Below are 15,761 nucleotides of genomic sequence, written 5' to 3'. Positions count from 1 at the left end.
ATGTGTCGAATAATTACATCGGAGGTAGATGACAACATGGATGAACAGAATAATGTAGATGGTATCCACAAGGATGATAGATTGTCATTAGAGGGTAATCTGGAACAGAAAGATACGCTGAATAATGAACAGGCACGTTCGGGATATGATCAGCCGTGTCAGCCGCAAAATTATGGCCAGTCAGGGCAGCAGCCGCAGTACAGCGCACCGGGACAGCAGCAGAACTATGGTCCGGCAGGGCTGCAGCCGTATCACGGACAGTCAGGATATGATCAGCAGAGACAGTGGAATCAGGATTCATATGCACAGCAGATGCAGGCAGACGGACAGGAATATCAGCAGAGACCACAGTACAGCCAGCTGGGACAGCCGCAGAATTATGGTTTGTCAGGGCAGCAGCCGTATCAGCAGCCTCGGTATGGTGCACCGGGACAGCCGCAGAATTATTATGGTTCGTCAGGGCGGCAGCCATATCAGCAACCGCAGTACAGCGCACCGGGACAGCAGCAGAACTATGGTCCGGCAGGGCAGCAGTCATACCAGCAGCCACCATACGGTCAACCGGGTCAGCAGTCTACACCGTATGACAGTCCGATGGGATATGTTGGGTATGAGTACAGACAGAATGTTCCTGTAGATGTCAAGAAGGGTTCAACACATATACCAAATCTGTTAAATATTGTTGGAATGATCATGGCTTTGATCACAGTATTTTTGCCGTATGCACATATGGATTCTGATGTCAGAACGATAAGTGGAGTATTTGGCATAGATGTAATATCTGTAATTGTAGTGGCAGTATTGCTTGTTGCAGATATAATAAGTGCGTTCATGAACAAAACTGTAGCATATATAATTGATCTTGTGATATCAGTTATCATTGGAGGCGCACTCATATTCGAGTTTGTGCTCTCGCTGATAGATCTTGGCAGGCTGGACAAAACAGTAAATGCCGGTCTCGGTTTTGGTGCATGGTTCAGCGTGGTAACAGCAATTCTTCTTCTGGTATCAGTGCCTGTATGGTGGGCAGTCAGCAGGAAAAAGGCAAAGTCAGAGAAAGAAACTGCGGAATCTGCAGTATAACAGAAGAAAAGAATTGAAGATATCAGGCTTTGCCATAAATGAAATATAAGAATTTTTTAAGGACAAAACGTGTTTATGGATCAATCCCATTTAACAACGCTTTGTCCTTATTTATTTGTTTTGGCTTGTTTTATTTATTTGTCTTTTTGTTGGCCGTTTTCGTTCGTTCTTTTGCCGTGTTCATTATTTGTCCACCCAGTACGCATTTGAGTCCTTTTTATTTGGATACATTTTTTATAACTCATTTGATACTATCTAAAATAACACTTTATAACAATGCGTTTTTATATTTGCGCTGGGATTCGAAGGAATTTGTTACAAAATTATCCTAAATTCAAATCAAAACTGCATTCTAGGATAATACCCTGATATTTTGTATCTTTCAGTTCAATAAAATGGAGAAAATGGATAATTTTATCCTTATTCAACCAAAACAGGCTGATTTGGGATAAAAAGCACTTGACGTAAAGATGACAAATATTTATTAGACGAAATCAGAGTCCAAAACAACAAATAAGAACCCCACCACGACTTGTATATGCTGTGATGGGGGTCTTTAAGTTTACGTGAGCGATACTTGTCCGATAGGTACCGGATAGTTTATCGTTACATTTGTTAATTAGTCTGTCAAAGATAGCTGATTAGTCGTTAGCCTTACCAACTGATCCGAAGAGTTCCATCTTCTCCTTAACAGTAGCCTTGATAGCCTCGAAACCAGGAGCGAGAAGCTTTCTAGGATCAAATCCCTTGCCCTCGAGATCCTTACCAGCCTCGATGTACTTTCTTGTAGCATCTGCAAATGATAACTGGCACTCTGTGTTAACGTTGATCTTTGAAACGCCAAGTGAAATAGCCTTCTTGATCATGTCAGCTGGGATACCTGTACCACCGTGAAGAACTAATGGCATAACACCTGTCTTCTGCTGGATAGCATCAAGTGTCTCGAAGCTAAGTCCCTTCCAGTTAGCTGGGTACTTACCATGGATGTTACCGATACCAGCAGCAAGCATATCAACGCCGAGATCAGCGATAGTCTTGCACTCCGCTGGATCAGCGCACTCGCCCATACCAATAACTCCGTCTTCCTCACCACCGATAGAACCAACCTCACACTCGATTGAGAGGCCAAGCTGATGAGCTACGTTAACGAGCTCTGTTGACTTAGCAAGGTTCTCCTCGAATGGATAGTGTGAACCATCGAACATGATTGAAGTAAATCCAGCCTTAACACACTTGTAGCATCCTTCGTATGTTCCGTGATCAAGGTGAAGAGCTACAGGAACTGTGATTCCAAGTGACTCATCCATAGCCTTAACCATTGCTGCAACTGTCTCAAATCCTGTCATATACTTTCCAGCGCCCTCTGAAACACCAAGGATAACAGGTGACTGAAGCTCCTGTGCTGTAAGGAGAACAGCCTTTGTCCACTCAAGGTTGTTGATGTTGAACTGTCCTACTGCGTAGTGACCAGCCTTAGCTTTCTTTAACATTTCTGTTGCTGAAACTAACATTTGTAAAATCCTCCGTAAAATTATATTTGGATACTTACGTACCCACTTACGCTGATTATAACCCATATAATTATAAAATAAAAGAATTTTTAACCAAAAGTTCAGCATATAGTTAGTTTAAACTTATCGCTGGAAAATAAAACATTTATAAAGAATAGCCAGTCTTAATTGAAATAGAAAAAAATAAATGCTATGATTTGCCAGTAATATTAACAAATGTAGAAAAATGTAATGTATATAGAACATAACGTAAAATATGTATTCCACGCAGACGCCGCGCGAAGCGCCTTTCATGCGTCTGCTCTATAAATTTCGTAAGGAGGGATCCCGCGGAGCGGGAGGATGCCTTGCGAAGCACGCAGACGCCGCGCGAAGCGCTTTTCATGCGTCTGCTCAATAAATTTCGTAAGGAGGAAAGAATGCTTCAGTTAAAGAACATCGTGAAGGATTATCACACGGGCGATGAAGTTGTTCAGGCACTCAAGGGTATATCTGTAAATTTCAGAAGAAATGAGTTCGTGTCTATACTTGGTCAGTCGGGTTGTGGAAAGACAACACTTCTGAACATAGTGGGTGGATTGGATCAGTATACCAGCGGAGATCTGATTATCAATGGTAAGTCGACAAAGGATTTCAAGTCAAGAGACTGGGATTCATATAGAAATAACTCTGTTGGATTCGTATTCCAGAGCTACAACCTCATACCGCATCAGTCAGTACTCTCGAATGTAGAGCTTGCGCTTACACTGTCAGGAGTATCTAAGGCAGAGAGGAGAAAGAGGGCGAAGGAAGTTCTGGAGAAGGTAGGTCTGGGAAATCAGATCCACAAGAAACCAAATCAAATGTCTGGTGGACAGATGCAGAGAGTTGCAATCGCCAGAGCACTCATAAACGATCCAGATATTTTGTTGGCGGATGAACCTACAGGTGCCCTTGATACAGAGACAAGCGTCCAGATCATGGAACTCCTCAAGGAGATAGCCAAGGACAAGCTGGTCATCATGGTTACACACAATCCTGAGCTGGCACAGCAGTACTCAACAAGGATCGTAAAGCTCCTCGATGGAAATATAATAGACGATTCAAATCCGTTTTCAGATGAGGACGAGGCGAAGGAGGATGACGGAAGTTATGCTCCGAGGAAGACCTCCATGAGTATGTTCACAGCGTTCTCGCTGAGTCTGAACAACCTCATGACAAAGAAGGGACGAACGTTCTTAACAGCATTTGCCGGAAGTATAGGAATCATAGGAATAGCACTTATATTGTCGCTATCGTCTGGATTCCAGAAGTACATCAACGATGTACAGGAGGAGACACTTGCCACATATCCGGTGCAGATAACTAAGAAGGCGATGGATTATAGCGAGCTTCTTTCCAAGATGGTCGGAAACAACGAAGAAGATTCAGATCACAATCATGCCGGCGAGGACAAGGTTTACTCTGGAGATATCATGGGAGACATGCTTGTGTCCATGGTGTCAGATGTGAAGGAGAACGATCTTGAGTCTTTCAAGAATTATATTGAAGACGATGCAAATGGCTTTACAAAGTACACAAGTGATATAACATACACATATGACACACCACTGTATGTGTTCAACGAGAACAGTGCAAATGGCGGAGTTGCTCAGGTAAATCCAAGCACAACCATGACAGACATGGGATTTGGTGGAATGGCGGAGGCACAGGAGTCAACGGCAGATTTCATGTCGGCGTTTAGTTACGGCTCATCATCAATGGACATGTGGACACAGATGTTAGATAATGACACTCTGCTCAGGCAGCAGTACGATGTGCTGGCAGGACACTGGCCGGAGAACAAGAACGAGGTTGTACTTGTTGTTGACAAAAACAACGAGATAAGTGATTTTACACTGTATACTCTTGGACTAAGGGATTCAAAGGAACTGAAGGATATGGTTTCAACCATACTTGCTGGCGGAGAGGCACCGGAGCTTGAGCAGATGGTGTTTACTTATGATGATCTTCTGGATCTCAAGTTCAAGGTTGTACTTCCAGGCGATCTTTACAAGAAGAATGCAGATGGAACATATACAGATATGAGTTCTGACGCTGATTTCCTGAAGTCTGCCGTGGCCGGGGGTCTTGAAGTAAAGGTGTCAGCAGTAATCAGGGCTTCGGATAAAGCGTATGCAACTACTATGCAGCCGGGATATATAGGTTACACATCGGAGCTTGCCAATTACATAGTTTCAGAGAACGAGAAGACAGATGTACTCAAGGCTCAGATGGATAATCCTGATACTGACGTGTTCACAGGAATGCCATTTTCAGATGGCAAGGAACTGACAGCGGATGATGTGGATATGGATTCTGTTATGCAGCAGCTTATGGATTCAGGTCAGGTTACTGAGGACATGCAGGCACAGATGGCATCTATGACAAAGGAACAGCTTTTTGAGATGCTCAAGGGTTACGGCTTCTTTCAGGAGTCAACATCCACTTATGAAGATAATATGTCAAAGCTTGGATACGCGGAACTTGCAAAGCCGGCATCCATCAATCTCTACTGTGCAGAATTTGCAGATAAGGACGAGATAACAAAGCTCATAGACAAGTACAATGAGGATTATCCTGACAAGGAGATCACATACACTGATTACATCGGAATCATGCTGTCATCGGTGACCAAGATCATCAACGCGATAACCTATGTACTCATTGCATTTGTGGCTATTTCATTGATAGTTTCATCCATCATGATTGGAATCATCACATACATTTCTGTTCTTGAGAGAACTAAGGAGATAGGTATTCTTCGAAGCATAGGTGCTTCCAAGAAGGATATATCTAGAGTGTTCAATGCGGAGACATTTATCATAGGACTCTTCTCTGGACTCATAGGTATTGGTGTGACGGTACTTATCAATATACCGATCAGTAAGGTGATAGAGAGTTACATCAATGTCGCCGGTGTATCGGCGCTTCCTTGGAAGGGTGGGGTGATACTGGTCATCATCAGTGTTATACTGACATTGATCGGAGGACTTATCCCATCGAGACTTGCAGCTAAGAAGGATCCTGTTATAGCACTTAGAAGTGAGTAATAAAAGACTGGATATAGAGGATAATTAATATAGAAGTATAGATATTAAAAACGGATATTATACCGGTATGAGAATGAAGTGGACATTCAGAGATATCGGTGTAATATCCGTTTTTCGTTACGTATTTGCCGTTGACCTTCATCACAGGGACCACAAAAAACAAAAAGAAAAGGCTGCCATCTCAGGCAACCTCTTCTTTTTGTATTAAAAGGGAGTGACTGCAACTACATTATGTGAGGGGAGGGTGTTGCAGTCGTTTATGAAAAAGGGGATTGTAAACAACTTGCTTTCGCTCTCGCTGTTTACATTTAATAATATACATATAAACTGTGTTCTAATTTTGGAAAAGATGTGTAGAAAATGTGTATTTCTGGCAAAGATATAAAGATGGCGTAAGAACTTTAAAGGAAATATAAAGATTTGTATAAAAATATCGTCTGTATGTAAATTGGTTAACGGTTCACAATAACTAGTATATACATTATAATAAGTAATGTTTGAATCTAATTTATTCGAATTGGAGGCCAAAGGGTTACAGATCGGGATCTGGTTGCGAGGATCCGGTCTGAAGATTGCAGAATAGGGAGGAAGATCATGGCAGGAAGTCATATAGCAATACCTACAATACTAAAGATAGGAAAGGGAACCTTGAACAATTTGGGAAAATATATAGCGGGCGCTGGGATGAAGAATGCGGTTATATATTTTGGAAACGGACTCATTGATATGTTCGGGCAGCAGGTTATGGACTCACTCAAGGAGGAGAATGTGACTGTAGTGGAATACAGAGAGCTGGATTCTACCAATATAGAGGACATAATAAGACTTGCATTTGACATAGATGCAAAGGCTCAGGTGATAGTGGGCATCGGCGGCGGAAAGGTTATCGATGTGGCAAAGTATGCGGCGTACCTCAGAAAGCTTCCATTTATAAGTATTCCGACATCGGCATCTTCGGATGGATTTTCAAGCGCCAGCGCGTCACTCATGGTAAATGGCCGTCGTACATCGGTGCCAGCCAGAATGGCATACGGAATAATAGCGGACACGGAGATCATCAAATCAGCTCCGGAGAGATTCCTCTATTCAGGAATCGGCGACATGGTTTCCAAGATCACATCGCTATACGACTGGCTCTTTGAGTCCGAGCTTGGCTACTCAGAGATGAACGATTTTGCCGTCATGATAGCAAAGAAGGCGGTGAACAGTTTCGTCAGAACTCCATTTGAGACGATAAAGGATGATCTGTTCCTGAAAGAGCTTCTCGATTCACTTGCCATGAGCGGTGTTGCAAATGAGATAGCAGGCGGAAGCACACCTACATCAGGAAGTGAGCATCTGATATCACATGCTCTGGATAAGATGCTTGAGCAGCCTCAGCTTCACGGAATACAGGTTGGAATCGCTACCTATATAATGGCGGTCGTACAGGATCACAGATATGTCAGGGTAAATGCTATATTTGAGAAGACAGGTTTCTGGGATTATGTAGCCACACTTGACCTGAAGAGGGAGGACTTTGCGAAGGCGATAGATATGGCACCGCAGATCAAGCCACACAGACATACTTATCTTCACGAGGAGAAGTACAGGGAGCTTGCCAAGAAGGTACTCTATGAGGACGAGGTGCTTAAGAGGGTATTTGATTGATGATTCAAAGATGAAAACGGATACTGATGAACTGTAAAAACATAGGGAGTATTATTATATGGAAGATAACAGATGCGAATATGGATTTGGAGGAGACGGTCAAAGCTATGAAGACAGTAACTATATGTATAAAGATCAGGACACAGCGTACGTGATCCGCCCGGAGCAGATGGGTGGCGGGGAATTTCAGCAGCCGCAGATGAAGAGAATGATCCCCATCGTTACGATCACGTTGATATTGGCAAATGTTATAGCCGGAATCATGTGCATCGGTGTTGACAACTATTCGAGGACGGGCGGACTCAACTATGAGTACGTCAAACTCAATAAAGAATATGGAAGACTTCTTTCATCAATGTTTCTTCATTCGGGATTTGATCATTTGGTTGGAAATATGTTTGCGCTGTTCATGTTCGGTTCGACGGTGGAAAAGAAGCTGGGTTCCCTTCGTATGACCATCATATACTTTGTCTCAGGAATTGTATCAGGACTTATATCCATGAACCTGTCACACGTAATGGATCCGAGCAGAATGCATTTTTCAATAGGCGCTTCAGGGGCAGTGTTTGGAGTTATGTGCGCAGCTGTTTTTCTGTCCGTAATGGGAAGCAAAAAGGCAAGCAGAAGGGATATGACCATAGCCATAGTGCTTGTTGTGATATATGCCATATACACATATGAGGAAAATATTGACATATATGCGCATATAGGCGGAGCTGTTGTGGGTGGAATATTGGCATTTGCACTTAATGTGAGAAAATGGGAGAGATTCAGGGAGAACAAGTTCTTCAAGGTGCTGGCAATAATGTTGACGGTAATATTGAGTATTGCAGGAATTGGTGAGGCTGGCATCGGAAAGGCCGCAGCGGATCTTCCGGATAAGAGGATAGACTTTATCAAGGAACAGACGGTTTTTGAGAATGATGACACTACATATGGAGAAGGTCTTGACCTGTTTTGTACTGATGAACACTGGTCGACATTTATTTCAACAGATGGAGACGATATTGTAGAGTTTGATGGAAATGCAGAATATAAAGGGGCGCAGGTGACGGTTCTGATCCAGTTCAGGATAGTTGGTGATTGTGATGACTACAAGCTGGGGTATTTTGGAATAAATGATCAGGGACAGGATAGCAGAGGTGCTGCTGATTTTATGGAAGCTGTCTGTGAAAGGGCAGGACAGCAATAAACAGCGTACGATTCCTGAAAAAAAGACGGCTGTATGGTAAAAACAGCCGTAAAAAGTGACAGATTAGTTTGTATCGGTAAATGTACCATGGTATACTAACTTTGTATGACAATAATCAGGAAAGTACAGAGATAGAGAAGATATGGCACTTAAATACGTGATGATAAATGACATAATCGAAGAACACAATGCGAGAATGCAGAACCTAAGGAAATATTACCCGTTCTTTGTTCTGGCTGAGACCACATTTGCGCAGTATAAGGAAGGGCGCTATGCACAGCTGGACATGGGTTATATAACCATGGCGGTTCTGCGTTTTTTTATTCAGGAGAACAGCTTCAATGAGCGTGAGGTGTCATATGACGAATATGAAGAATTTATGGGGCAGCTTCTCGACCGTGATTTCGACGTGGAGATTGCGGAGGAGGATAGGACTGACCTGATAATGTATATATTTGACAAGATCAAGAACGATGGAAGAGCATTTGAATTCACGTTCTATGATCCGGGAAAGAAGCAGCGCAAGACGGGACGAGTGAAGCTGATAGACAGCCATATAGTGGATGGCAAGGTTCTGTATTTCATTACTGCGGATGGAATCGAATTCTATCTGGACACCAAGGAGATCAAGGACGAGAGCAAGATCAACGTGCAGCAGCTTCTTCTGGAAAAAATGATCGTTGGAGAGAACTTCCGTGGCGGTATCGAGGTCGTGCGCAGGATAAATAGTGAAGTGAACAGGCTTATCCGAGAGAAGGATGAGATAGTGAATCTTCTGTCCATAGATGTGTTTAAGGGCGCAGAAGAATATGAGAATTATATGAAGACTGTCGGCAAATGGTTCGCTGACGAGCAGAAGCTGTTTGCCAAGAACAAGGCACTGGTTGACAAGGCGATCACCAAGGCGAGCTACGACAACATGGGCAAGGGAAACATGAAAGCAATGGAGGAGATAAGCCAGCTTGAGCTTGAGCTCAAACGGACGATCATCAAGCACGGAAGTCTGATAAGCAGCACCATGGAGCTTCAGAACATATCGGACAATATTATACACAAGGCAAAGCTTCAGAAGCTGAGACCTGCATTTGACTTTGCAGGACAGCTTCAGAGCATTATAAAAGATGACAGACCGGATAAGATGCTCACTATACTTGCGCCTCTCTTTGCTCCGAGGATCGTGAAAACATTTAGTATGACATCCATAGATCACATGCTCACGCTGAAGTCCGAGGACAATGCGAAAACAACAAAGGTGAAGAAGGAACAGCTAGATCCGAACTTCCGTTACGAAGATGAACTGCTCGATGAGCAGATAAGTGCCAACTTCACAAAACTGTTCCACGAACTCCTTGACCAGTTGAGCAAATGGGGACACCTGAGTCTCAAGGAATTTAATGGAATTCTGGAGGTGAAGTTTGGCAAGGAGATATATGACAACAAGGATTACTATTCCTTCCTCACACACCTGGCGCAGAAGGACAGGTACAGTGTGGATGAGATCCTGAAGAAGCCGGATACCATGCTAGAGGGAATGTTGGTGGATCACATAGAGAGGATAAAAACAGGCAAAGGTATTGCTATTTTGCAGAATCAAACCGATGGTGATATGGGGCATGGCGGTTCCGGACTCTCACGTGAGATGTACGCGCCAGAACTCACACTGGATGCGTTCAGAGGCATGACATTTACACTGGAATTCCATCCAGACGAAGAGATACAGATTGGCGAGGACATGTATGTTACGGGAATTCAGTTTAACAAAACCAGCTGAGAGTAACTGAGCGGAGAAAGTTAAGTGATTTGAAGTAACATAATTAAATTATATATATATTTAGAAGAACAGCTGCTGATTTCAGTGAGTGGAGTGGCTGTATGTGAATTATATATAACTCAGTGAGGGAATACGAGTTATATATACATTCATATACAGCCTCATAAAACAAAAAATCAGCAGCGTCACAGGAGAAAAAGATGGAAAGTAAGAATCTGGACAAGGCGATAGAGATATATTCCAAGTTAATATCAGGTGAGGAGATCTGTAAGAAGCATCCCGACAATGGCCCGCTGTACGATGAGTTCTACGGCAATGCCGAGGTGTACGATATTGTCATGAATATGATGAAGAAGATGAACCTGTCACTGTACGAGTACAATGACAGCCTGTATATAACAGCCGGTGAGGGCAACCGGGTATTTGGCTATACAAATGACGACATGAAGAAGCTTCTGGGACTTCGTCTGAACAAGGAGCTCTATCTGTGTTACTTCATTATGTATATGACACTTCTCTATTTTTACAAGGATTCATCCAGCTATCAGTTCAGGGAGTATGTGAAGTCAGAGAACATTATAGATGAGACAAGCAAATATCTTGCGGACATAACGAAGAAGCTTGATGTTCTGTCAACTGATGAGGTGGAGCAGGACAGCTTCAAGGCGATAGCGCTTCTGTGGGATGAACTCCCGGCGGTGACGGGCAATCAGGAGGGCGACAGCGCCAGGGCGTCCAAGGCATCCCGGGCGGGTTATGTGAAGCTGGTGTTCAACTTCATGTCGGCCCAGCGGTTATTTGTGGAGAATGCGGACAGGTACTATCCGACAGACAGGATGAAGGCTTTGTCGGAGAACTATTTTGAGGAATACAGAGGACGGCTGTATCAGTTGCTTGGAGGTGAAGAAGAGGATGCCTAGTATCAACAGGATAAGGGTCAACAATGTAAAATATAACTTTGGTACACAGCAGTACGATGACTTCACCATGAGAATGTATGGCAAGAACACGCTGTATGATCTGGCAAATGGAGGAGGAAAGAGTATTCTCATGCTTCTGCTCCTTCAGAACCTGATACCGAACTGTACTCTGGATGAGAAGCAGCCTGTGGAGAAGCTTTTCCGTGCGGGCGGCGGCAACACAGTCATCCATTCGCTGATCGAGTGGAAGCTTGACGAGGCGGATATAAAGGAAGGCTACAGATACATGACCACCGGATTCTGTGCCAGAAAGGCAAAGGATACGGCGGATGCCGGGGAGGTACAGAAGGACACTGCATCCATAGAGTATTTTAATTACTGCATTTTCTACAGGGAATATAACAAGAATGACATAGTGAATCTTCCTTTGTCGGAGGGCAATGAGAGGATCACATTCAATGGTTTAAAGACGTATCTCAAGGATCTCGGACACAGGGATATGAGTCTGGAGGTCAGGGTATTTGACAAGAAGGGCGAGTACCAGAGATTTATAAGCGGCTATGGTCTCCATGAGAGCCACTGGGAGATCATACGTGGAATCAACAAGACAGAGGGGCACGTAAGAACGTATTTTGAGACAAATTACAGGACCACAAGGAAGGTCGTGGAGGATCTGCTCATAGAGGAGATCATAGAGAAGGCATTTGCCACAAAGACAGGACGAAACGGTGAGGAAGACACCATGGCAGAGACTCTTCTCGACATCAAGGACAAGCTGAACGTTCTGGCACAGAGAAAGCGTGACATAGCCAACTATGACCACCAGATAGAATTGATAAATGTGCTCGAGGGCAAGGTGAACTCATGTATAGGTCTCTACGAGGACAACGACAGGATATGTAAGGGCCTGGCCGATGTATATGCCACAGGAAGGGCGTGTACACAGGAGGGCGACACACATATGGAGGAGCTGGCGAAGGCAAAGGCTGACGCCGGGGAGCAGATGGAACAGCAGAACAAGCGTCTGGCAAATCTCAGGGTCACCAGGGATTATCTGCGTCTTGAGGACATGAACCGCAAGATGGATGACACTGCCACGCAGATAGAGGACAACGAGAAGAAGCTTGCGGAGCTGAAAAACCAGATCGGCTACAAGGAGAGTGTAAATGACTACCTTGTATACAGGGAGAACAAGCGACAGTACGATGAGAACAGACTGATAGTCGACAATATAAGAAATAACATCGGATCATCCAGTGAGAAGATGGCGGTGTATGCATACAACAGACGCATCCGTGATGAGAAGAAGCTTGCAGAGCTCATGGCGGCAAGGGAAGAGGCCCAGACCAGCTATGACCATGCACTTGAGGAGGCGGAGTACTGCAGAAAGGTCATGAGGGAGGGCGAGATCGCCCAGGCGGTGGCGGAGAACAATATCGCTGATGCCACAGCCAAGATTGATGAGATAAGTGCCCGCATAAGTGAGCTGGCTGCATCGGTCAACCTGCTCGTAGTGGGTGATGTGAAGGATATGATGAACAAGGCTCAGGAGGAGTCTGACAGGATACTTGCTGAGATGACAGAGTTGGAGATAGCCATAGCAGATGGCAGGACAAAGCTGTACGATGACAGATACAGACTGACGACTGTGCAGGCCGAGTATGATGCGCTGGAGAGAAGCTGCGAGGATGCAAGGCTTGACGCCGAGGCGTACAGGCAGTCGGGAAGCCAGCTCGACAGCATCATGGCAGTATACTCTGTGGAGAATCTACAGGATATAACAGGTGTTATAAATGACAGGATAAGGGGTACCATAACAGAGACGATAAAGCGTCAGCAGGAGATCGACAGACTGACAAAGCTTGCGAAATGCTATGAGGATGGCAGACCATTTCCGCCGTCGGAGGGTGCTGAGACTGTGATAAACTACATCTCCACCAGACATGGGCTCATGGCCATGCATGGTGCGGATTATCTGTCGGCACTCCCGGGTGATACAAAGGAGGAGCTGCTTCAGGCAAATCCATACCTACCGTACAGTGTTGTGACAAAGGGATTTGATAGTCTGGAGGACGATATAAATCTCGGTTCGATAGACACCGGCAGCGAATGTGTAATGGTGTACGATATGGATAAGCTTTCAGACTCAGCGATAGTTCCCGCCGAGAACATGCTTATCATAGGAAGAGACAGGAAATATTTCATGTCTAAGGACTCCATAGAGGATGCCAGAAAGGCAAATGCTGATAAGATAGCAGGTCTCACGGAGGAGATCAGTCTGATAAATGAGAAGCTTGCGACTTATCAGGAGGATCTTGCATTTGTCACAAGGCTTGTGGATGCGAGATATACAGGTGCCGAGGACAGGGAGAGAGAGCTGAACCAGGCACTGCTCGATAAGAAGGATGAGCTTGAGGAGCTTAAGACATCGATCAAGGTTACAGAGACGGAGCTTAAGAATAACACCGAGAGATATGGAGACCTGCAGCAGAGTCAGCAGAAGGAATCTGACAGAAGACAGACATTTGTCATGATAGAGCAGCTGTCGGATCTTGCAAGACCGGAGGAGCAGAGACTTGCCGAGTATAAGCAGAGGAAATCTGACCTTGTGGCAAAGCTGTTAGGACTTCAGAGCGATGTGCTGAAGTGGTCGACGACGGTTGGAGAGACTGAGGCAAAGCTTGCGGGGCTTACAAGGAATATAGAGGATATCCAGTACAAGTGGACGGAGTATTTCGAACCGTATCTGCCGAAGTCTGAGAATGTGGGAGTTGCTGAAAATACAGATGGTGCAGGCGTGGCTGCTGCGGCATGGCAGGACGGAATACCAGAGGAATACAAGGAGACCTTGGACATTTCAGATGAACGGCTTGAACAGGAATTTATGGCTATGCTGGCGGTTTCAAAGGAGCATGCGCCGGATCTTGAGGACAAGAAGAAGCTCATGGATGCGCTGAAGAAGTCAATGGACAGAATACAGAAGACCATAGAGAAGAGAGGCTTTGACATGGCAGTATTTGCCGGGGCAGGAGAGCTCTATCCGACGTCTGAGGACAATCTCAGGGAGATGGACGATGAGCTGGCAAGGCTCACGTTGATAGAGGCGTCGCTGATGCAGCAGCAGAAGGCTGACCAGAAGGCGTATAGCAAGCTTGAGGGAAGCATAGAGTATGCGATAGAGAACATCAACCGCACATACGGCGATGGCAGCTATGTACGTGAGGAGATATCTGCAGCCGATGCAGATACAGCCATAGCCAATGGAGATGCGGTGCTTGCGGATATGAACCGCATATTCAAAGAAGCTGAGAAGGCGTACAGCGATTACTATAAGCAGTATGGTTTCATGGTGGATCTGTACAAGGATGTAAAGAGAATAGTCGATACAAATGACATAGATGTGTCCGGTGGAAATGTACTGGATGAAGACATGGATACCCTCAGACAGTTATTTGAGACAAGTCTTATGAAGTACGACAGGAGCATGAAGGCTCTTGACCGCGCAAAGAATGAAATCATGAGATTCAAGGGACAGACGGCGGATACACTAGTGGAGATGGGTGTATTCGAGATGGCCAATACGATCAGACAGGATGTGCAGGTTCCGGATACCTACAGTCAGGCAAAGGAACTTCTGGCAAATCTTCTTCAGATTATTGAGTTCATCAAGCTAGAGAAGGAGCGCGTCGAGAAGGGCATTGAGGATATGGTTGCCATAAAGGAGAACTTCGAGAATCAGTGTGTACAGAGATGTATGGATGTCAAGACTGAGCTTGAGAAGCTTCCAAAGCTGTCACGCATCACGGTGGGCGATGATGTGATCAAGATGGTCGATCTCACCATACCTTATGTGAAGGATGAATTTGTAAAGCAGAGAATGTCTGATTATATAGATGACATAGTGAAAGGCGCGGATGCCTACGAGGATGAGAGAAAGAGGATCAAGTACATCCGTGACTGCCTCGGACTCAAGAAGCTGTTCGGCGTCATGGTCACAGATATGAACGCCATAAAGCTTAACCTCTACAAGAGGGAGAGAATAAAGGAACAGAGCCGTTATCTCAGATATGAGGAGGCTGTTGGAAGTACGGGACAGTCTCAGGGAATCTACATTCAGTTTCTGGTTGCTGTCATCAACTACATTGCCGGAATGTACAGTCTGGCACCTGAGGAGTCGATACAGTCCAAGACTATATTTATCGATAACCCATTTGGTGCTGCAAAAGATATATATATTTGGGAGCCTATATTTGCCATGCTGGCAGCTAATCATGTGCAGCTCATCGTACCTGCCCGTGGCGCGACACCGGCCATCACCGGACGCTTTGACGTGAACTATATCCTGGGACAGCAGATGGTGGGCGGAAAGCAGCAGACAGTCGTTGTGGACTACACAAGCAAGACAGATCAGGAGGAGCTGGAATATCAGGAACTTTCCTATGAGCAGGCAACCTTCGACTTCATCTAGGGGGATTCAGGTTATGAGTTTCGCAGTTTGCCTGTGTGATGTGACATTAAAAATGTGAGATATAGACGTAAGATGATAACATTTAAAATTCTATA

8 protein-coding genes are annotated in these 15,761 nt (G+C 44.8%); 7 read left to right on the top strand and 1 reads right to left on the bottom strand.

Annotated elements, in window-relative coordinates; translation table 11 throughout:
• Positions 1 to 1,083 (top strand): CvpA family protein, encoded by a 1,083-nt coding sequence (locus NQ536_RS13570; RefSeq protein ID WP_004852802.1) that lies wholly within the window; start codon positions 1 to 3, stop codon positions 1,081 to 1,083.
• Between the two features lie 641 nt (positions 1,084 to 1,724).
• On the opposite strand, the gene fba is transcribed toward NQ536_RS13570, so the two are convergent.
• On the bottom strand, positions 1,725 to 2,594 hold the full coding sequence (fba, locus tag NQ536_RS13565; RefSeq protein ID WP_022058049.1) for a class II fructose-1,6-bisphosphate aldolase: 870 nt from the start codon (positions 2,592 to 2,594) through the stop codon (positions 1,725 to 1,727).
• Between the two features lie 419 nt (positions 2,595 to 3,013).
• On the opposite strand from fba, the gene NQ536_RS13560 reads away from it, so the two are divergent.
• The 6 genes from NQ536_RS13560 (at position 3,014) to NQ536_RS13535 (ending at position 15,666) form a co-directional block, all read left to right on the top strand.
• Positions 3,014 to 5,665: an ABC transporter ATP-binding protein/permease gene (locus NQ536_RS13560; RefSeq protein ID WP_044998271.1), complete on the top strand. Its 2,652-nt coding sequence runs from the start codon at positions 3,014 to 3,016 to the stop codon at positions 5,663 to 5,665.
• A 594-nt stretch (positions 5,666 to 6,259) separates the two neighbouring features.
• Complete coding sequence (locus NQ536_RS13555; protein WP_004852811.1) at positions 6,260 to 7,315, top strand: iron-containing alcohol dehydrogenase family protein; 1,056 nt, start codon at positions 6,260 to 6,262, stop codon at positions 7,313 to 7,315.
• Positions 7,316 to 7,373: 58 nt separating this feature from the next.
• Positions 7,374 to 8,507, top strand: a complete 1,134-nt coding sequence (locus tag NQ536_RS13550) for a rhomboid family intramembrane serine protease (RefSeq protein WP_004852813.1) — start codon at positions 7,374 to 7,376, stop codon at positions 8,505 to 8,507.
• 142 nt (positions 8,508 to 8,649) lie between these two features.
• Positions 8,650 to 10,278: a hypothetical protein gene (locus NQ536_RS13545; RefSeq protein WP_004852814.1), complete on the top strand. Its 1,629-nt coding sequence runs from the start codon at positions 8,650 to 8,652 to the stop codon at positions 10,276 to 10,278.
• Between the two features lie 200 nt (positions 10,279 to 10,478).
• On the top strand, positions 10,479 to 11,198 hold the full coding sequence (locus tag NQ536_RS13540) for a DUF6063 family protein (protein WP_004852816.1): 720 nt from the start codon (positions 10,479 to 10,481) through the stop codon (positions 11,196 to 11,198).
• Complete coding sequence (locus tag NQ536_RS13535) at positions 11,140 to 15,666, top strand: coiled-coil domain-containing protein (protein ID WP_227909612.1); 4,527 nt, start codon at positions 11,140 to 11,142, stop codon at positions 15,664 to 15,666. Before NQ536_RS13540 ends, NQ536_RS13535 begins: the two co-directional genes overlap by 59 nt.
• Positions 15,667 to 15,761: the final 95 nt, after the last annotated feature.

The organism is Coprococcus eutactus, from assembly GCF_025149915.1.
Lineage (GTDB): Bacteria > Bacillota > Clostridia > Lachnospirales > Lachnospiraceae > Coprococcus > Coprococcus eutactus.
Note: the sequence above shows the minus strand (reverse complement) of the source record. Positions and strands in the feature narration are given on the sequence as shown.